This window comes from Flavobacterium sp. CS20, assembly GCF_018080005.1.
In the GTDB taxonomy this organism is placed as follows: Bacteria; Bacteroidota; Bacteroidia; order Flavobacteriales; family Flavobacteriaceae; genus Psychroflexus.
This window is the reverse complement of the sequence record NZ_CP073015.1, coordinates 581,982-600,777: the sequence shown is the minus strand read 5'-3', so window position 1 is coordinate 600,777 and position 18,796 is coordinate 581,982. Positions and strand designations below refer to the sequence as shown.

The window sequence follows — 18,796 nt, the reverse complement described above, 5'->3', positions numbered from 1 at the left end:
TTATATTTTTAAAGTTTTTAAACGCCATTGAGTGAGTATCATAAAAAACAACCACATCGACAAGAAGTAAAATATATCTCTGGTATCTAAGACGCCTCGCATCATAGATTTATAATGAAACTTTAGGCTTAAATATTCAAAAATAAAAATATCAACCCCAAAAATTCCAGAACTTGATAAGGCATAAAACCCATAGTAAACAAAAAGACATATCACTACAGCCACTATAAAAGCCACTAATTGGTTATGACTTAATGTAGAAGAAAAAATACCTATGGCTGTGTAAACCTTGATTAAAAGAAACAAACCAAAGTATGAAGCGACAATAGCACCAAAATCAATATTTTCAGGAGTTTTAGAGAGGTTGTAAATACTCAGTATATAAATCAATGTCGGTATAATTGCGATTATGCTTAAAGCCAAAGCTCCTAAATATTTTCCAAAAATTAGCTGATTGATGCTCACAGGTTTTGTAAGTAATAATTCTAAAGTGCCTTGGCGTTGTTCTTCTGAAAAACTCTTCATACAAATACCTGGAATTAAAAACAAAAACACCCACGGTACCAACTCAAAAAACAAAGTCAAATCGGCATAAGCGACATTATAAATATTATAAGGTGTATCAAAAACCCACAAAGTTAAACCGCTAACAATTAAAAAAACTAATATGACTAAAATGCCCAAGATTGAGCTAAAAAAACTAAAGAACTCTTTTTTTAAAATTGCAAACATTTCTGTTTAATTTAATTTCACAATTGTGTTTACACTCCAAGCTTGTGGTTTTTTTGCAAACATCGCTTTGGTTTTATAGTAAACATTTTTGAACAAATCTGAATGCCTGTATTGGTTCAAGTCGTTTTCAGATTGCCAATAACTATAGGTCATAAACCTAGATTTATCATTGATATCTTGCCATAATTCTAAATGTTCGCAACCCTCAAAATTTCGAATTTTAGTTTTATTTTCCTCAAAAAAACGTTGGAATTCTTCTATATATTTTGTTTCAAATTCTAGTTTTACAATTCGTTTAATCATCATAAAAGTTTATTGTTATAGTATCCATCATATCAAGTCCAAGCAGAGATGATGCCCCACCTGTTCGATGAGGATTGCTTTTATAAATAGCTAACTCTAAATATCCCGAAGCGTTAAATATGGCTATTTTTTTTCCTGAGTCACCTCTTTTTTGGGGTGGTAAATCAAAATTTATAGCATCGCTATAGGTTTCATAAATTTCTTTAAATTCAACATGCCTAACGCTTATAACAAATTTACGACCTTTAACTAAAGGTTCAAAGAAAGTCTTTTTAATATTAGTAATAACATTCCCAAAATTATCAATATAAACAACATGACCGATAAGCTGATTTTCAAGAGCATTAATTTGTGGTTCTATATATTTTATTTGTTTTAAAGTTTCTATTGGCTTACCAATAATTTCTAATTTACCACCTCTTAAAATATGTCCTGCTACTTTTACAAAAATATCTAAAACTGTAAAGCTGGTATCTAAAGTTTTGTGAATATTGATTTCAACTATTTTATCTGGCTTGATTTCAGAAGTGATTAAGGAAACTATACCATTGTTGGCACAAATGAAATAATGATTGTCTAAATATACGGCTATGTGTTTATTTTCTGGTGTTAATTCGGCATCAACACCTATGATATGAATACTTCCTTCTGGAAAATTGTGGTAGGCATTTTTAATGATATAAGTCGCTTCTATAATATTAAACGGGGAAATTTGATGTGAAATATCTATAACAACAGTATCTTCTATTTCTGAATACAAAGCACCTTTAACAGCGGCTACGGAGTGATCTTTTAATCCAAAATCTGTAGTTAGTGTTATGATAGGCATTTAAGAATTGAAAATTTAGAATAATTGTATTGATACTTCTGAAAAACGATTCAAATATTAAAACTTATACTTTTAAAATCAAATTCAAATATACATAATTTCAATGGTCTTAAATACCCAAATTTAAAACTAAAAATCAGCTATTAATTTTCTATATAATCTCTGATCTAATCAGTTCATTAAACATTCATTTTTTATATCACTTTACACATGATTTATAAGGTGTCTTTTTCTTTTGGTTGTCCTGTCATCATTAAATAAGATTTTAAAAAGTCATCAATTTCACCATCTAAAACCCGATCTACATTTGCGGTTTCGTGGTTAGTTCTTACGTCTTTGACCAGTTTGTATGGATGCATGACATAATTTCTAATTTGTGAACCCCATTCAATAGATTTTTTGTCTGATTCTATTTCTTTTCGTTCTGCTTGTTGTTTTTGAATTTCAATTTCATAGAGTTGAGACTTCAACATTTGCATAGCTTTTTCTCGATTTTCTAATTGCGAGCGCGTTTCTGAATTGGTAACCACAATACCTGTTGGATGATGGGTTAAAATAGCTTTAGTTTCAACTTTATTGACGTTCTGACCACCAGCTCCACTAGATCTTGCAAAATCCCAACTTATATCGGCTGGATTAATTTCAATATTGATGCTTTTGTCTATAAGTGGATAAACATACACAGAAGCAAATGAAGTATGGCGTTTGGCATTGCTATCAAATGGTGAAATTCTTACTAATCTGTGTACGCCATTTTCTCCTTTCAACCAACCAAAAGCATATTGACCTTCAATTTCTATAGTTACTGTTTTTACGCCAGCAACATCACCTTCTTGATAGTTTAATTCTTTAAGCTTATAGCCTTTTCTTTCTGCCCAACGCATATACATTCGCATAAGCATTTCAGCCCAATCACAACTTTCGGTACCGCCTGCTCCAGCAGTTATTTGCAAAACAGCTGTGAGTTTATCGCTTTCTCCAGAAAGCATATTTTTAAATTCTAAGGCTTCTAAACTAGATTTTATGTTTTGGTATTGCTTATCAATATCTTTTTCTGAAGCATCGCCATCGTTGTAAAGCTCTACTAAAACTTCAAGCTCTTCTATATTTTGTTTGATGTTGTTGTAGCCATCAACCCAAGACTTTAGCTCGTTGATTTCTTGCATTAATGATTGAGCTTCTTGTGGGTTATCCCAAAACCCTGGCGTCAGGGTTTTTTCTTCTTTGTTAGCTATTTCAATTTTTTTTTGATCTAAGTCAAAGATATTGGTTTAAGGCCGTTAGTCTTTTTTTTAAATCGCTTATTTTTTCTTGGTAAGACATATGTAGTTTTTTAACAAAAATAAGTATTAACAAGGCAAACACAAACCAAAATTTGCAATTTAAAGCTATATTTTATCACTACCACTCTATGGTCGACTTATTGTTTTCTAACAAATAATTATTGGCTTCGCTAAAGTGCTTATGACCAAACCAATAGCCTCTATTAGCACTTAAAGGCGATGGATGCCCTGAAGTCAAAACCAAATGTTTCTGTTTGTCAATTAATGTAGATTTTCTCTTTGCAAAACCGCCCCAAAGCATAAAGACTAAATTTTCATGATTTTCAGACAGTTTTGAAATTACTGTATTAGTAAAGCTTTCCCAACCTTTGTTTTGATGGCTTCCTGCTTGATGAGCTCGAACCGTCAAGGTTGCATTCAACAACAAAACCCCTTGTTTGGCCCAAGATGACAAATCACCGCTATTGGGAATCTCTTTTCCTAAATCTTGTTGTATGGATTTAAAAATATTTTCTAACGATGGTGGTTTACTTACACCATCAGGTACAGAAAAACAAAGCCCATGAGCTTGACCTGGACCATGGTAAGGATCTTGTCCTAAAATCACAACTTTCACCTTTGGAAAAGGGCATAATTCAAAAGCCTTAAAAATATCTTTACCTTTAGGGTAACAAATGTATTGTTGATATTCATCTTTAACAAACTCAACTAAATTTTGAAAATAAGGCTTTTGGAATTCATCTTTTAATATTTTTTTCCAATGGGTTTCAATATTAACCTTCATCTTTATATGTATTTTTGTAAAATTAAGAAGCTGAAAACATTTATGTCTCAAATTTCATCAAAAACCTTAGACGATCTTGAATTTAAAGAGGTTTGTTTGCAAATTAAAAATTTTTGTGTTACCGAATTAGGAAAACATAAAGCACGCAATTTAAAACCTTTTAAGACCCCAAAAAAAATTATTAATGCACTTCAAGAAGTTACAGAATATCAAGCCTCGCAATATGAAGACAAAAGCATTCCTAAACATGGTTTTGATGATATATCAACTGGACTAAAACGCCTATCTCTTGAAGGTAGCATTTTAGAAGAAGATTCTTTTATAAAATTCAAAAATATTTCAAATACCACTAATGATTTAATTGATTACTTTAAAAAATATCAGGACACTTACCCTCAACTCTATCATAAATTTTCAAAAATATATTACACCACAACAATAATAGATGAAGTAAATGCTATTATAAATCGTTTTGGCGAAATTAAAGATAACGCTAGCGAAAACTTGTCTATAATTCGACAAGAAATTCAGGTCAATAGAAGCAAAATCGGATCCAGCTTTACAAAAGCTTTAAGCCAATACCAATCTCAGGGTTACTTAGCTGATATTAAAGAAAGTTTGGTTGAAAACATTCGCACATTAGCTGTTAAAGCCATGTATAGACGAAAAGTAAATGGCAAAGTTTTAGGGCAATCAAAAACAGGTAGCATTGTTTATATCCAGCCTGAATCAACTGATATACATACCAGAAAACTATTGAGTTTGATAGCTGATGAGGCACAAGAAAAAAATAGAATTTTAAAACAACTTACCGAAAAAATAAGACCTTTTAAAAACCTGCTTAAACAATACACAGAAGTCTTGAGTGATTTAGATTTAGTTTATGCTAAAAAACGATATGCTGATGAGATAAATGGTATTATGCCTAAAATTTCAGATGAAAAATCTATGTTTTTAAAAGATGCTTATCATCCTTTGCTATTGATATCTAATCAACAAACTAATAAAAAAACTTATCCACAAGATATCAAACTAAATGACGAGCAAAAAATTGTAATCATTTCTGGTCCAAATGCTGGTGGAAAAAGTATCACACTCAAAACTGTTGGTTTACTTCAATTAATGCTTCAAAGTGGCATTTTGATTCTCGTTCACGAATACAGTCAAGTTTGCTTCTTTGATAATATTATAACCGATATTGGCGACAATCAAAGCATAGAAAACCAACTGAGCACCTACAGCTATCGGCTAAAAAATATGTGTAGGTTTCTCAAAATATGTAATGACAAAACCCTATTTCTCATCGATGAGTTTGGCACTGGAACTGACCCTGAGCTCGGCGGTGCTTTGGCTGAAACTTTTTTGGAAGTCTTTTACGAAAAAGGAGCTTATGGCATTATCACCACGCATTATGCTAACTTAAAAAAGATGGCAACCGAAACCGATGGCATAACCAACGCCAATATGATGTTTGACAGCCAAAAGTTACAACCTATATTTAAACTAAAAACAGGAGAAGCTGGCAGTTCGTTTACCTTTGAAGTGGCTCAAAAAAATGGTATTCCTTATAGCCTAATCAATCGGTCTAAGAAAAAAGTAGAACGTGGCAAATTACGCTTTGACAAAAGTATTGCCAAGCTTCAGCAAGAACGAAGAGAACTGAATCAAACCAAGACAAAATTTTCTTCAAAAGCTGAACAAGCAGACCAAGAGCAAAAACGTTTAGATGCAATAAATGAAAAATTACAAAAAAAACTTGAGCAGTTTCAAACCTTGTACGACAACAATCAAAAAATGATTAATCTCGGGCAAAAACTCAATAATATGAGTGAACGCTATTTTAGCCATAAAAATAAGAAAAAACTCATCAGTGAATTTTTATCCTTAATTGAAAAAGAAAACGCCAAACGTAAAAACTTCAACAAAAAAGAGCGTTTACAAAACAAAAGAGAAAAAGCAAGAGCTGAAAAAGAAATGCTCAAGCACATAGGCAACATTCGTGAAAAAAAGAAAAAAGAAAAACAAAAAGAAGCTCAAAAACCACCCAAACCAAAACCAAAATTGCACGTAGGTGACAGCGTAAGAATGCACGACGGTAAGGCTGTTGGAACAATAGATCGCTTTGAAAAAAACAAAGCTATTGTGAATTATGGTATCTTTACAACTTCTGTTGAACCTGATTTATTAGAACCGGTAAAATCTGCAAAATGAACAAAGACCCTGAATTACCTAAAGGAAAACACATTGTTTTATTTGATGGGGTTTGCAATTTTTGTAACAACTCCGTTCGATTTATCATAAAACACGACAAAAAGGATTTGTATCGGTTTGCCTCATTACAATCTCAACTCGGACAATCACTTACTAAATCTCGAGGTATTGATACCCAAAAAATAGATTCTATCATCCTAATTCAGCCTGGTGAAGCTTATTATATCAAATCTAATGCGACTCTTGAAATTGCTAAAAATTTAAACTCTTTCTACCCTATTCTTTCTGTTTTTGTCTATTTACCTCGTGGGTTTAGAGATTTTTTTTACGACTTTATCGCTCACAATCGCTACAAATGGTTCGGCAAAAAAGAAACTTGCCCGATGCCCAAGCCTGAAGAACAAGACAAGTTTCTGGAAGTTTGAATTATAATATTTTGATTACCAAAAAAAAATCATCTTACTCCGCAAACTTTTTGCTCGACCCTCGAACTCAAGTTAAGTTACTAAAAATTTGAGTTCCTCACGATAAACCGATGGTGTTTTTCCAAAAAAAGCTTTAAAGAGCTTGTTGAAATGCGATAGGTTATTAAATCCACTATCGTAACAAACTTCAGAGATACTCATTTGTTTTTCGTGCAAAAGTTTAGCCGCGTGAGCAATTCGGTATTCATTGACAAATTCTGTAAATGTTTTTCGGGTTCTTTTTTTAAAATACCGACAAAAGGCAGGCACCGTCATACTGGCAATGTCGGCAATTTCCTCAAGACTGATGTTTTGGGTGTAATGTTCTTTGACATAATTAAATATCATATTGATTTTTTCGCTTTCTTTAGTCGAAGTTTCTAAAGTAAACTCTTCAACATTGAGAATGGTATAATTTTCAGCTTCATCCATAGCTTTAAAAACTTTGAACAAGTACACAATGCGTTCAAAATAATTCATATCATTCATATCTTCTATCATCTGACCGATGTTGCGTTTTGACTCGCCGTGAAACACTAAACCTCTTTTTGCACGCTCTAAAAGTCCCGACATAAAAGACATTTCAGGAATGTCAAAAAATGCTTGACTTAGTAAATCTGGCGACATTTGCAACACGGTTTCCCGCTTATTGTTAGTCAATTTGTCCGTTAAACCACAGTGTGGCAAATTAGAACCAATAAATATTAAATCGCCATTTCTATAATAAGAAATGTGACTTCCTATTTGCCTTCGACCTGTACCGCCATTGACATATACAATTTCCAATTCAGGATGATAATGCCAAAAAGGTTTGACGTTTTCTACGTGCTTTGAAAATTGCCTATAAACTATTGAACTTCCAAAAGGAGATTCTATTTTTTCAAATTCTGGTTTAATCAAACTCATACTATATTAACTTTATGTGATGCTAAATTAATATAAATATTGAAATATGACATAAAATAATAATATATTAATTTTAAATAAATGTTAAATAGCTAAAAATGTTAATATAGCATCAATAATGGTTATTTTTGATGAAGCTAAAAGCTAATTCTGCCCCTATATTTGTATTGTAATTTAAAAACAAATGTTATGAAAACTATGAAACAATTAATTACAGCCGTTGCAATTTTACTTTCTGTTCAAGTATTTGCGATTTCTGACATTCAGATTAGAACTAATGGTAATTCTGAAGTGATTATCGAAGCTAACAAAACAACAGGCGAAGAAAGCATCAGAATTTTTGACGAAAAAGGGACAATGTTATTCTTTGAAAAAATTAATAAAGATAAATATGTAAGGACCTTTAAGCTTTCTACACTTCCTAATGGTAAGTATTTTGTAGAATATGAAAACGACAGTAAAATCAATACTGCCGTGATTTTGAAGAAAGGAGATGACATAATAGTTACTTCTAATTTTAATCAAGTAAGCTTTAAGCCAATGATTAATCAAAACGGTGACTATTTAAGTGTAGGTCTCACAAATCCACAACTTAAAAACGTAAGCATGAGCATTACAGACGAAAAAGGTTTTGAGCTAACAGAAATTAAAACCAAAAATGAAATGTTTGTGAAAAAAACTTTCAACACTGCAAGATTGCCAAAAGGTGATTATAGTGTTCAAGTGAAATGTGGTAAAGAATCATTCACAAAATTGATAAGCATTCAATAGTAATTGTGTTAGGTTTAGTTTTGAAAGAGTCGCTCAAATTGGGCGACTTTTTTTATGTATAAGGGTCAACGTCAATATTTAAACGCACACTTCTAAATTTTGATATTGTATCATAACGCTCAATGCCTTTAAGCAAATAAGCTTTGGTTTTGCTCAAAGATTGTTCAGGCGGTATTTTTATGATAATATGTTTGATATATTGATTGCGTATTCTTGCTATACCAGGAAATTCAGGCCCTAAAACATGCTTATTGAAGATTTGTTTTAAATAAACCGCCAACCAGTCAGTCGCTTCGTTGAGACGATTGTAATCTTTTGATTTGAAAGTCAATTTTATCATCCTGTAATATGGTGGATAATGAAAATCAAAGCGCTGTTCCATTTCCTGCTTGTAGAGATTGGCGTAGTTTTCAGAAATCACATCTTGAATCACACGGTGTTGAGGTTGAAAGGTTTGAATCAAAACTTCGCCTTGTTCTTTAGTTCGTCCAGCACGTCCAGCCACTTGGGTTAGCAATTGATAACTTTTTTCGAAGGCTCTAAAATTCGGGAAGTTAAACAACCCATCAGCATGCATCACAGCTACCAAATCTACGTGTCTAAAATCCAACCCTTTGGTTAACATTTGCGTACCGATGAGAATATCAATTTCTAAATTTTCAAATCCTGCAATCAATTTTTCAAAGTCGTATTTACCTCTTGTGGTGTCCAAATCCATCCGTTTGATTTTGGCTTTTGGGAACAAATCTTTGGCTTCGTGCTCAATTTGTTCTGTGCCAAATCCCATGGCTGTAATATCTTGACTTCCACAGGACAAACATTTGTTTTGAACCGCCATTCTATAACCACAATAGTGACATCTTAAAGTGTTATTGGCTTTGTGAAGCGTCAAACTCACATCACAATGCGGACACTGTGGCGAATGACCGCAAGTCAAGCACTCGATGACTGGTGAATAACCTCTGCGGTTTTGAAAAACAATAACTTGTTTTCCTCGGCTTAGAGTCTCTTTTATGCGTTCTACAAGCTCATCAGAAAAATGACCTTTCATTTTTTTTCGCTTGTATTTGTCTTTTAAATCGATGGTTTTAATCACTGGCGGTTTGACGTCGCCAAAGCGTTTGTTGAGCTCAACATATTTGAATTTTCCTGTGTTGACATTGTAAAAACTCTCCAAACTTGGTGTTGCAGAACCCATTAAAACTTTAGCCTGATGAATTTGACCTAAAACTACAGCGGTGTCTCGTGCGTGATATCGCGGTGATGGATCAAATTGTTTATAGCTATTTTCATGAGATTCATCAACTATAATCAATTTTAAATCTTGAAATGGTAGAAAAATAGAAGAACGCGTCCCAACTATGATTTGACCTGAATCTGCACTTAAAACGTGTTTATAAATCTCTACGCGTTCGTTGGTTGAATATTTACTGTGATAGACCAAAACCTGTTTACCAAATTGATTTTTAATGCGTTGTATGAGTTGAGTGGTTAAAGCGATTTCTGGTAGCAAATACAAAATTTGTTGTTGTTGTTTTAAAAGTTCTTCTATCAGTTTGAGATAAATTTCTGTTTTGCCTGATGAAGTTACACCTTTAAACAACACCACATCACTTGTTTTGAAATGTGATTTTATGGCTTGATATACTTTTTCTTGTGCTGATGACAAAGAAAGTTTATTAGCCACAGTGTTTTGGTTATTTTTGATACGATCTTCTTGAACGCTATATTCTTCTAAAACAGCTTTATCAATTAGAGCTTTTAAAACGGAATCACTGACATCAATTTGAGATTTAAAATCTTTTTTAGAAAGCGGTTTATTAGATTTAGCGTTTAATTTAAAATAGTGTAAAACCACTTCTTTTTGTTTTTCTGCTCTTCCTAAATCATCTAACAATTGTTTTAAATTTTCTGAAGACTTGTACTTTTCGGCTATTCTGATATAGGTTTTGAGTTTTGGCTTGTATTGACGTTTTACACGACGGTCTATGTGAATTAAATTTTGACTTATCAATTGATTAACAACTTTTAAGCCTGAAGTCTTTCCTAAAATTTTTTGAGCATCACTCATTTTGATTTGCGTCTGCTTTTCGATAGCATCTATAAGTAGAAATTCATCATCAGACAAATCCTGTTCTAAATAATTAACCTCTTCGTTGAGCTGAAGCAAAGTCTCACTTTGTATCAACAAAGCACTTGGTAAACAAGCTTTCAATATCAGACCAAAAGACGATAAGTAATAATTTTTAACCCATTTGAACAGTTTCAGTTGGTTGATTGTTATAATAGGGAAATGATCTAAAACTTCTTTTACAGGTTTTGCTTCATAATGCAAAGGTTTGTTAGTGTGAATATTTACAACAACAGCAGTATGGAGCTTATTTTTACCCAAAGGAACAGCAACTCTAGAACCAATTTGGCACTGTTGATGAATCTGCTCACTAAGACTATAGGTGAGTAAATTTTGAATGTTTAAAGGTAAAATTACATCAGCATAGTAGCTCATATCATTACTTAAAAGGTCTTTTTATGTGTTATTTCAATATTAGCTTCTTTACTGCTTTTGAGTTTTGAGTTTTTAAACTGACAAAATAAATCCCTGAGCTTAAATCACTTAAATCAATTCTGAATTGGTTAACAGAAGGATTAACTTCAAAAGTTTTTAAACTTCTACCGTTTAAATCAAATACTTCAAGGTTTAGATCTTGGCTTAAGCTTTGATTTAGGCTAATGTTTACTTGACCTTGATTCGGGTTTGGAAATATTTTAAAATCAGAAATCACGTTATCATCAACAGATAATGTTTCTTCATAGCACAATTCAACACCAAAACTATCTATACTACCGCCATCACCTGAAAACATATCATTAACTGTTAAAATCCAATCCCCATTGATGTTTTCACCAACAAATGATGATAGCTTTTCTTCGGCTTTAATCGAACCTATTAAAGCGGGTGGCAAAAGATCGTTGCAAGTTTGAGCAAGACCTTTATCATCAAAAATTACATCAACATCATCTAAGTCGTCACAAGGTTGGTCTAAAAGCGTAATTGTAGTTCCATCAGGACTAGTTAGAGTAACCTCAATATCAGCCAACCAAGTATGAGTGAGTTCAAAAGTTACATTAACGTCTTCAATAAATTTGGTAGGAGAAACACCTGAAATATTAACTACAGATTGAACGCTATTAGGACCAGAACTTATTATAGTAACAGGAGTGTCTGTTGAAGTGGTCAAGGGCAAACATTCTAAAGTTTTAGTTGTAAAAGAACTTGTAGCAAAATTGCCTGTCACACAATTATTGATAGGATTTACCCTCCAAAAATAAGTCTGATTAGCTTCTAATTCAGGAGCTTCAACCTGTGAATCTTGAGTTATCATACTAAAAAGTAAACTATCAAAATTTGAAGTCGATGAAAGCTGAACCTCATAAGTATTAGCTTCTGGAATAGAATTCCAATCTAAAACAGGTGATAAAACACTAAGTTGATTATTATTTGGACTATTTATTGTCAAATTAGGTAAAGATGTTGCTGACTCTATTGTGAGATTTAAGTCAAAACTAAATGTTTCAATTCCAGAATATGCTGTAACTGAAAAAGGATAATCACCTGGTAAACTGAAGCCAAATTATCAATGCTTAAAGTAGATGTTCCTTCATTATTGATTGTTGATGGCGACAATGATGCCGATAAACTTGATGGTAAACCACTGACGATTAAATTAATATTTCCAGTGAAAGAACTAATAGAGTTTACATCTAAATCAAAAATAGCTGTTTGATCTGCACAAAATGTAAGGTTAGGCGAGTCAGTTTGAATAGCAAATTGAGACTCAGCTATTCCTGTTACAATGAGAGAATAGTCTTGTGAAAGATTTTGTAAAGTCCCTTTATGTGATATTTCTATGGTATATTGACCTATTGCATCGTCTATTTCAATTTTTTCAACGTTATCAACAATATTATTGCCTGTAGTAGCTGGAGAATCTGGAAATGCCACATCAAGCGTCCAAGGAAAATACTGAGTTGAACCATCTGGAGCTGTGATTTTGATATCTAAATCATTAACTAATTTTGGAATCGTACTGTCAACAACAAGCAAATCAGAAACTGTACCAGCGGGATCTGTCCATGCTATTGTTGCTACTAATGGTTGATTGATGCCCACAGCATCTACGGTTTTAGTGTAAGTATCTCCTTGATTGAGTGTATTTTCTTCAATTATACTGGTAAAATTTTTATTGGTAATCACATCCGCTGATGCTCCTGTATCCATCAAACCCCAGCCAAATTTATAATCAGGTCCAGGAGCATCACCTGCTTCTCTTGCTGTATGTACAACTATAGCTTTCATTGAAGTCGCATTTAAAAAACTGCCATACACATTGTTATAGTGCTGATGCAGTAAACCTAAACTTCCACTAACACTAGGCGTTGCCATAGATGTTCCTGAAAAAAAAGCATAACTGCTGTCGGTATTTGCTACGCAAGAGAAAGTATTTGTTCCTTTAGCCGATATATCAGGTTTAATTCTACCATCATCAGTTGGTCCCCAACTACTCGTGCTAGACATGACTACACTTGAAGCATCAACGTAGTTGTTAACTTCCAAGACATTTGCAACTGAAAGAATGTTTTTAGCTAAATTTTTACCACTGATTAAATCAAATCCATTTTTTGATGGATTATAAGGTCCGCCTTGAGATGGTGGAACGTTTCTGCTATTACCTGCAAGAAAAACAGGCAAATAATTTGGTGCATTAAAAACCAATTGATCAATATCTGCTGTTGAAGAAATGTAAGCTCCAAATAATGTTTCGGGTATTGATGCTGGATTTATACCATAAGAATGATTAGAGACTAACATGCCGTTCGCGACTTCGTTAGTCATTTCAGATAAATCATTATCAAAATCATAGGCAGTTAAGTTAGCGACAAAAGACATTCCTTTTGCACTTGGATTTACACCAGATGCAATCATAGTACCAGAAACATGTGTGGCATGGTCGCTTAAGCTACTAGGGTTGTCAATCTGAACAACTCTACCAACTAGTTCTTGATGAGAATCTCTTACTGCTCCACCGTCCCACATCCCAAAATTGATACCGCTTCCGTCAAGTGAAAGTCCTTTTATGCCACCAGCATAAACTTGATTTGTATTAATAGTAATCGCCGCACCAGCATTGTAAGTTGTTGTGTAAATTAAAGTCCCATCATCCAAAACCCGTTGTAAAATTGATACACCACCATTTTTTTCAGGTATAACTATAGGAATGTTATTCTCTTGAGCATATTTAATAGCTTTACGCTTTTCAGTTTTATAATAATCAGAAAAAAATTGAGACAAGGTTTTTAATTGCTCAATATTATAATCAGCAGTGATTTTTTTTCTCTGTTCTATGGATTGAGCGAAATTGTTTTGGGTAAAAACAATTAAAATTAACAAGACACAAAAGCTATTCCTACGCAACATAAAATTTCTTTTTTTATAAATGTGATGTAAAACTAATCAATTTAGCAATATTTAAAATATATTTGTTTTTTTTAAAAAAGTTAAAAATATGAATTTCATCGTATCTAGTCATTATATGTCTCAAAAACTTCAAGTTTTGGGTGGTATTATCAACAATTCAAATACTTTAGCCATTCTTGACAATTTTTTGTTTGAGCTTGACCATAATATTCTAAAAGTATCTGCTTCAGACCTTGAAACAACCATTTCAGTAGTATTAAACGTTGAATCTGAGTCTAAAATTGATTTTGCGGTTCCTGCAAAAATATTATTAGATACTTTACAAACATTTCCAGAACAACCCTTAAACTTCAAAGTTCAAGAAAATAATACAGTTGAAATTAGATATCAAGGTGGTAAATTTGGGCTGGCTTATGTCAAACCAGATGACTTTCCAAATGATGTGGAAGTTGAAGATGCTATCACTTCAACAATAATAGCTGACACCTTAGCAACAGCAATCAATAGAACCATTTTTGCAACTGGAAACGATAGTTTAAGACCTGTGATGAACGGTGTGTTTTTTCAGTTTTTAGAAAATGATGCGAGATTTGTAGGAACCGACGCCCATAAACTGGTCAAATATACCAGAAGCGATATTCAAAGTGAAAAAGAAGCTGAGTTTATTATGCCCAAAAAACCACTTAATCTTTTAAAATCAATACTAAGTGGTAGCGAAGAAGATGTTCATATTGAATACAATGAAACTAATGCCAAATTTTCTTTTGAAGATTTTGAACTTAACTGTCGATTGATTGATGGTAAATATCCAAATTACGAAGCGGTTATTCCTTATGAAAACCCAAATAAACTTATCATAGACCGCAATCAATTTTTAAATACTGTGAAACGTATTTCTATTTTTGCTAATAAAACTACACATCAAATCAAACTAAAACTAAATGGTGCTGAATTAAAAATATCTGCTCAAGATGTTGATTATTCAAATTCGGGCGAAGAACGTCTTGATTGTCAGTATAATGGAGATGACATGGAAATCGGTTTCAATTCACGCTTTTTAATTGAAATGCTTAGTAATCTCACTTCACAAGAAGTGCAATTGGCCATGAGTATGCCAAACAGAGCTGGAATTCTTACACCTGTGGATGGTCTTGAAGATGGCGAAGAAGTCACCATGTTGGTTATGCCCGTGATGTTAGGCAATTAGTTTCTCAACAATTTCAACTACGTTAATTTTTATTGAAATCAAAGGCTTTCTATCAAAAGCTTTAATTCGCTTAGTTTATCTTTGCAAATATGTTTAGAAGATTTGCTAAAATTTCTCTTATTGCTATCTACCTTGTCATTATAGCAGGTGCTGTAGTTAGAATGACAGGAAGCGGTATGGGTTGCCCAGATTGGCCTAAATGTTTTGGATATTACATCCCTCCTACTGAACGGGAACAACTTGAGTGGAAACCACAACACAACTATTTTAAAGGACAAGTCATTATCGTCAATGAAAGCTTAAAAGTGGCAAAAAACAAGTTTTCTTCAAATCAAAATTTTAATCAAAATAATTGGAACAACTACAACAAACACGACTATGCCAAATTTAATGTTTGGCATACTTGGATAGAATATATTAATCGACTTTTTGGGGCTTTGTCGGGTGTTTTTGTATTACTGATGTTTATCAGCTCTTTTTGGTTGCGAAAATCAAAACCGAAACTCATTTTGTGGTCTTTTATCACTTTAGTCTTGTTGTTGTTTCAAGCTTGGCTCGGTGCTACTGTAGTGTATTCTAATTTGCTCCCTGCAAGAATAACCATTCATATGATAGTAGCTTTAACAATAGTTGCGTTGCTTTTGTATATCATTCATATTTCTAAATCTGAAAATGATCAAATTAAAACCAGTTCTAACTTTAAATTTCTTGTCATTTTTAGTTTGATTTTATCATTAATACAAATTGGTTTAGGCACTCAAGTCCGCCAATTTGTTGATGAAACCGTTAAATCTGTAGGATACGAACAAAAAGAATTGTGGTTAAACAATCCTGATATAAAATTCTACATTCATCGCACGTTTTCAATTGTAGTCTTGTTGGTCAATGTGTTGATTTGGTTTATGAATAGAAAATATAGTTACAATTTAGACAAACTTACCAATGGTTTATTAACTGTTATTGGTATTGAAATTTTAACAGGTATATTGATGTATTATTTTGATTTTCCTTTTCTAACGCAACCCTTTCATTTGGTCATTGCAACGTTGATGTTTAGTTTACAATTTTATATCTTCGTTAAAATACATAAAAACTCAAAAAAAATTCAAACGATATGATTTATAAATTTAGAGTTACGCTTGATGTTTTAGACGATGTTTTTAGAGATATCGCTATTAGAAAGACCGATACGTTTGAAGACTTGCATTTTGCAATTATTCAAGCTTTTGGTTTTGAAGGTCAAGAAATCGCTTCGTTTTACAAAGCTGATGAAGATTGGAATCAAGGCGAAGAAATTGCTTTAGAAGATATGAGTGAAGGTCAAGCCAATCTTAAAATGATGAGCGAAACCCATTTAGAAGATATTTTATCTGAAAAGCAAACCAAATTGATTTACGTTTACGATTTTTTAAATATGTGGACGTTTTATGTGGAATTAGCAGACATCACCGAACCCGAATCAAGTCGAAATTATCCTGATTTGCTGTTTGCACAAGGGCAATTGCCTGAAAATCCACCTGAAAAAAAGTTTGAAGCCGATTTGTTTGATCAATTTAGCGATGAATTTAGCGATGAGCTTGAAAACGATGATTTAGACCTCGACAATTTTGACGATTTAGATTTTGATGAACGTTGGAATTAAGATGAATTAAGCATTTTGAATTCTAAATTTTGAAAAATATGAATTTAGTTTCATAAATATCAATGCATCAGCGATAAAAAAACAGTCACCAATTCATAAAATAAAACACTGTTAATCAGTATATTCTATTTATCACTTTCTTTGCTTTCTCAACAATAGCTTTGGCATTCAAACCATATTTTTCCATCAATTGTGCTGGTGTGCCACTTTCGCCAAACGTATCTTGAGTAGCGACAAATTCTTGTGGCGTTGGCTGATGTTGTGCTAAAGTTCGAGCAACACTTTCGCCCAGACCGCCGAGAAAATTATGCTCTTCAGCTGTTACAATACATCCTGTTTTTTTAGTAGAAGTCACAATAGCCTCTTCATCTAAAGGCTTGATGGTGTGAATGTTGATTACTTCAGCAGAAATACCTTGCTCATTGAGTGTTTTTGCCGCTTCTAAAGCTTCCCAAACCAAATGCCCAGTTGCAACAATTGTAACGTCTTTGCCATCTTGTAATTTTACCGCTTTCCCAATTTCAAAAGATTGATTTTCAGGCGTAAAATTAGCCACTTTTGGACGTCCAAACCGCAAATAAACTGGTCCTTGATGTTCTGCTATGGCAATGGTAGCGACTTTAGTTTGGTTGAAATCACATGTATTAATCACCGTCATACCAGGCAACATTTTCATCAAGCCAAGATCTTCCAGAATTTGATGAGTAGCTCCATCTTCTCCAAGAGTTAAGCCCGCATGTGAAGCACATATTTTTACATTTTTACCTGAATAGGCAATGCTTTGACGGATTTGGTCATAAACACGACCTGTTGAAAAGTTGGCAAATGTTCCTGTGAATGGAATTTTACCACCAATAGTCATTCCTGCGGCAATCCCCATCATATTGGCTTCAGCGATTCCGATTTGAAAAAAACGTTCGGGATGTTGGTCTTTAAAAGCATTCATTTTTAATGAGCCTGTTAAGTCAGCACAAAGTGCTACAACATTGGGATTGCTGTTACCTAATTCTTCTAAACCGGCACCAAAGCCAGACCGTGTGTCTATATTTCCTGTATTTTTGTATGTTTTCATAGGCCTATCCAAACCCTTCCTAAGGAAAGGCTATTTAATTTTTTTATTAATATTTATTTTTAACATCGTAAATTTGTTTTGCAACATTTGTTTCTCTTATAGAAGGATTTAGGATGAGCTTTTAATAATCTCCCAAAGTTTCAGGATTTTGATTTAACCCAATTTCTAATTGCTCGTCGTTTGGGGCTTTACCATGCCAAGCATGCGTATGCATCATAAAATCGACACCATTGCCCATAATGGTTTTTAATAAAATCACAACAGGTTGTCCTTGACCAGTTTTTGATTTAGCTTCTGCCAAAATGTTTCGAACGGCGTTGATATCATTGCCTTTGTCTTCTTCTAAAACCAACCAGCCAAAGGCTTCAAATTTTGCCTTTAAATCACCCATAGGCAAAACATCATCCGTAGAACCGTCAATTTGTTGACCGTTATAATCTACTGTTGCAATAAGATTATCTACCTTATTTCCTCCTGCATACATCATAGCTTCCCAATTTTGACCTTCTTGCAATTCGCCATCACCGTGAAGTGAATAAACCAAATGCTTGTCTTTATTTAATTTTTTAGTTAAAGCGGCTCCAATGGCAACAGACATGCCTTGACCAAGTGAACCAGAAGCAATTCTCACACCAGGCAAACCTTCATGCGTTGTTGGGTGACCTTGCAATCTGGAATTAATGTGTCTAAAAGTATTGAGCTCTTCAATAGGAAAATAACCACAACGTGCTAAAACACTGTAATAAACAGGAGAAATATGCCCGTTAGAAAGGAAAAACAAATCTTCGTCTTTTCCATTCATATCAAACTCATCCTTAGTGTCTAAAACTTCTTTAAATAGCACAGAAAAAAATTCAGTACAACCTAAAGAACCACCTGGATGACCAGAATTGACTTTATGGACTTGTCTTAAAATATCGCGTCTCACTTGAGTGACGAAATCTTGTAAATTTGATGATGTTGTCATCTTTAAATGATTTTTGACAAAAATAAACTATTAAAACCGCAACAAAAATCTTTTTTAAAGCAGTTATTAACGAACTTATTAAAATTTGCTGTTGATTAGAATGAAATAATAAACTTTGTTTAAAATGCCAATGAGATAAGTATATTTGC

17 protein-coding genes are annotated in these 18,796 nt (G+C 33.1%); 6 read left to right on the top strand and 11 right to left on the bottom strand.

The window, feature by feature from the left end; translation table 11 throughout:
- The 5 genes from gldF to ung all read right to left on the bottom strand — a co-directional run bounded on the left by gldF (position 1) and on the right by ung (position 3,931).
- The gene (gene gldF / locus IGB25_RS02965) at positions 1–732 is read right to left on the bottom strand and encodes a gliding motility-associated ABC transporter permease subunit GldF (RefSeq protein WP_211066101.1); all 732 of its coding nucleotides are present in this window, start codon (positions 730–732) and stop codon (positions 1–3) included.
- Between the two features lie 6 nt (positions 733–738).
- Positions 739–1,038: a putative quinol monooxygenase gene (locus tag IGB25_RS02960; protein WP_371815933.1), complete on the bottom strand. Its 300-nt coding sequence runs from the start codon at positions 1,036–1,038 to the stop codon at positions 739–741.
- Positions 1,028–1,864, bottom strand: coding sequence for an S-adenosyl-l-methionine hydroxide adenosyltransferase family protein (locus tag IGB25_RS02955; protein ID WP_211066100.1), 837 nt, complete (start codon positions 1,862–1,864; stop codon positions 1,028–1,030). Before IGB25_RS02955 ends, IGB25_RS02960 begins: the two co-directional genes overlap by 11 nt.
- A gap of 215 nt (positions 1,865–2,079) precedes the next feature.
- A protein-coding gene (gene prfB / locus IGB25_RS02950) for a peptide chain release factor 2 (protein WP_211066099.1) occupies positions 2,080–3,187 on the bottom strand; the annotation gives its coding sequence in 2 pieces (ribosomal slippage) (positions 2,080–3,123 and positions 3,125–3,187; 1,107 coding nt in all).
- A 78-nt stretch (positions 3,188–3,265) separates the two neighbouring features.
- Positions 3,266–3,931, bottom strand: a complete 666-nt coding sequence (ung, locus tag IGB25_RS02945) for a uracil-DNA glycosylase (protein WP_211066098.1) — start codon at positions 3,929–3,931, stop codon at positions 3,266–3,268.
- A gap of 42 nt (positions 3,932–3,973) precedes the next feature.
- Here ung and IGB25_RS02940 point away from each other — a divergent pair, with 42 nt between their 5' ends.
- Together IGB25_RS02940 and IGB25_RS02935 are read left to right on the top strand one after the other, a co-directional pair.
- The gene (locus IGB25_RS02940; protein WP_211066097.1) at positions 3,974–6,142 is read left to right on the top strand and encodes a DNA mismatch repair protein MutS; all 2,169 of its coding nucleotides are present in this window, start codon (positions 3,974–3,976) and stop codon (positions 6,140–6,142) included.
- Entirely contained in the window at positions 6,139–6,567 is a 429-nt protein-coding gene (locus IGB25_RS02935) for a thiol-disulfide oxidoreductase DCC family protein (RefSeq protein ID WP_211066096.1), read from the top strand. The genes IGB25_RS02940 and IGB25_RS02935 overlap by 4 nt, the downstream gene beginning before the upstream one ends.
- A 72-nt stretch (positions 6,568–6,639) precedes the next feature.
- On the opposite strand, the gene IGB25_RS02930 is transcribed toward IGB25_RS02935, so the two are convergent.
- Positions 6,640–7,512, bottom strand: coding sequence for an AraC family transcriptional regulator (locus IGB25_RS02930; RefSeq protein ID WP_211066095.1), 873 nt, complete (start codon positions 7,510–7,512; stop codon positions 6,640–6,642).
- A 198-nt stretch (positions 7,513–7,710) separates the two neighbouring features.
- On the opposite strand from IGB25_RS02930, the gene IGB25_RS02925 reads away from it, so the two are divergent.
- Positions 7,711–8,283, top strand: coding sequence for a T9SS type A sorting domain-containing protein (locus IGB25_RS02925; protein ID WP_211066094.1), 573 nt, complete (start codon positions 7,711–7,713; stop codon positions 8,281–8,283).
- Between the two features lie 52 nt (positions 8,284–8,335).
- On the opposite strand, the gene priA is transcribed toward IGB25_RS02925, so the two are convergent.
- Genes priA through IGB25_RS02910 form a run of 3 tightly spaced genes read right to left on the bottom strand, consistent with a single transcriptional unit; the run spans position 8,336 to position 13,732 of the window.
- Positions 8,336–10,789, bottom strand: a complete 2,454-nt coding sequence (gene priA / locus IGB25_RS02920; protein ID WP_211066093.1) for a primosomal protein N' — start codon at positions 10,787–10,789, stop codon at positions 8,336–8,338.
- A 28-nt stretch (positions 10,790–10,817) separates the two neighbouring features.
- The gene (locus tag IGB25_RS02915; protein ID WP_211066092.1) at positions 10,818–11,801 is read right to left on the bottom strand and encodes a T9SS type A sorting domain-containing protein; all 984 of its coding nucleotides are present in this window, start codon (positions 11,799–11,801) and stop codon (positions 10,818–10,820) included.
- Between the two features lie 35 nt (positions 11,802–11,836).
- On the bottom strand, positions 11,837–13,732 hold the full coding sequence (locus IGB25_RS02910; RefSeq protein WP_211066091.1) for a S8 family serine peptidase: 1,896 nt from the start codon (positions 13,730–13,732) through the stop codon (positions 11,837–11,839).
- Positions 13,733–13,847: 115 nt separating this feature from the next.
- Between IGB25_RS02910 and dnaN the strand changes: the two genes are divergently transcribed.
- The 3 genes from dnaN (at position 13,848) to IGB25_RS02895 (ending at position 16,608) form a co-directional block, all read left to right on the top strand.
- A complete protein-coding gene (gene dnaN / locus IGB25_RS02905; RefSeq protein WP_211066090.1) occupies positions 13,848–14,966 on the top strand; it encodes a DNA polymerase III subunit beta in 1,119 nt (372 codons plus the stop codon).
- A gap of 89 nt (positions 14,967–15,055) precedes the next feature.
- Positions 15,056–16,084, top strand: a complete 1,029-nt coding sequence (locus IGB25_RS02900; protein WP_211066089.1) for a heme A synthase — start codon at positions 15,056–15,058, stop codon at positions 16,082–16,084.
- Entirely contained in the window at positions 16,081–16,608 is a 528-nt protein-coding gene (locus IGB25_RS02895) for a hypothetical protein (RefSeq protein ID WP_211066088.1), read from the top strand. Before IGB25_RS02900 ends, IGB25_RS02895 begins: the two co-directional genes overlap by 4 nt.
- 115 nt (positions 16,609–16,723) lie before the next feature.
- On the opposite strand, the gene IGB25_RS02890 is transcribed toward IGB25_RS02895, so the two are convergent.
- Both IGB25_RS02890 and IGB25_RS02885 read right to left on the bottom strand, forming a co-directional pair.
- Positions 16,724–17,680: a transketolase family protein gene (locus IGB25_RS02890; RefSeq protein WP_211066087.1), complete on the bottom strand. Its 957-nt coding sequence runs from the start codon at positions 17,678–17,680 to the stop codon at positions 16,724–16,726.
- Positions 17,681–17,801: 121 nt separating this feature from the next.
- The gene (locus IGB25_RS02885) at positions 17,802–18,647 is read right to left on the bottom strand and encodes a transketolase (protein ID WP_211066086.1); all 846 of its coding nucleotides are present in this window, start codon (positions 18,645–18,647) and stop codon (positions 17,802–17,804) included.
- Positions 18,648–18,796: the final 149 nt, after the last annotated feature.

Bases quoted from the DNA above. Each gene is read 5' to 3' on its own strand.
- gldF (WP_211066101.1), bottom strand. From the start codon at position 732: ATGTTTGCAATTTTAAAAAAAGAGTTCTTTAGTTTTTTTAGCTCAATC.
- IGB25_RS02960 (WP_371815933.1), bottom strand. From the start codon at position 1,038: ATGATGATTAAACGAATTGTAAAACTAGAATTTGAAACAAAATATATA.
- IGB25_RS02955 (WP_211066100.1), bottom strand. From the start codon at position 1,864: ATGCCTATCATAACACTAACTACAGATTTTGGATTAAAAGATCACTCC.
- ung (WP_211066098.1), bottom strand. From the start codon at position 3,931: ATGAAGGTTAATATTGAAACCCATTGGAAAAAAATATTAAAAGATGAA.
- IGB25_RS02940 (WP_211066097.1), top strand. From the start codon at position 3,974: ATGTCTCAAATTTCATCAAAAACCTTAGACGATCTTGAATTTAAAGAG.
- IGB25_RS02935 (WP_211066096.1), top strand. From the start codon at position 6,139: ATGAACAAAGACCCTGAATTACCTAAAGGAAAACACATTGTTTTATTT.
- IGB25_RS02930 (WP_211066095.1), bottom strand. From the start codon at position 7,512: ATGAGTTTGATTAAACCAGAATTTGAAAAAATAGAATCTCCTTTTGGA.
- IGB25_RS02925 (WP_211066094.1), top strand. From the start codon at position 7,711: ATGAAACAATTAATTACAGCCGTTGCAATTTTACTTTCTGTTCAAGTA.
- priA (WP_211066093.1), bottom strand. From the start codon at position 10,789: ATGAGCTACTATGCTGATGTAATTTTACCTTTAAACATTCAAAATTTA.
- dnaN (WP_211066090.1), top strand. From the start codon at position 13,848: ATGAATTTCATCGTATCTAGTCATTATATGTCTCAAAAACTTCAAGTT.
- IGB25_RS02900 (WP_211066089.1), top strand. From the start codon at position 15,056: ATGTTTAGAAGATTTGCTAAAATTTCTCTTATTGCTATCTACCTTGTC.
- IGB25_RS02895 (WP_211066088.1), top strand. From the start codon at position 16,081: ATGATTTATAAATTTAGAGTTACGCTTGATGTTTTAGACGATGTTTTT.
- IGB25_RS02890 (WP_211066087.1), bottom strand. From the start codon at position 17,680: ATGAAAACATACAAAAATACAGGAAATATAGACACACGGTCTGGCTTT.
- IGB25_RS02885 (WP_211066086.1), bottom strand. From the start codon at position 18,647: ATGACAACATCATCAAATTTACAAGATTTCGTCACTCAAGTGAGACGC.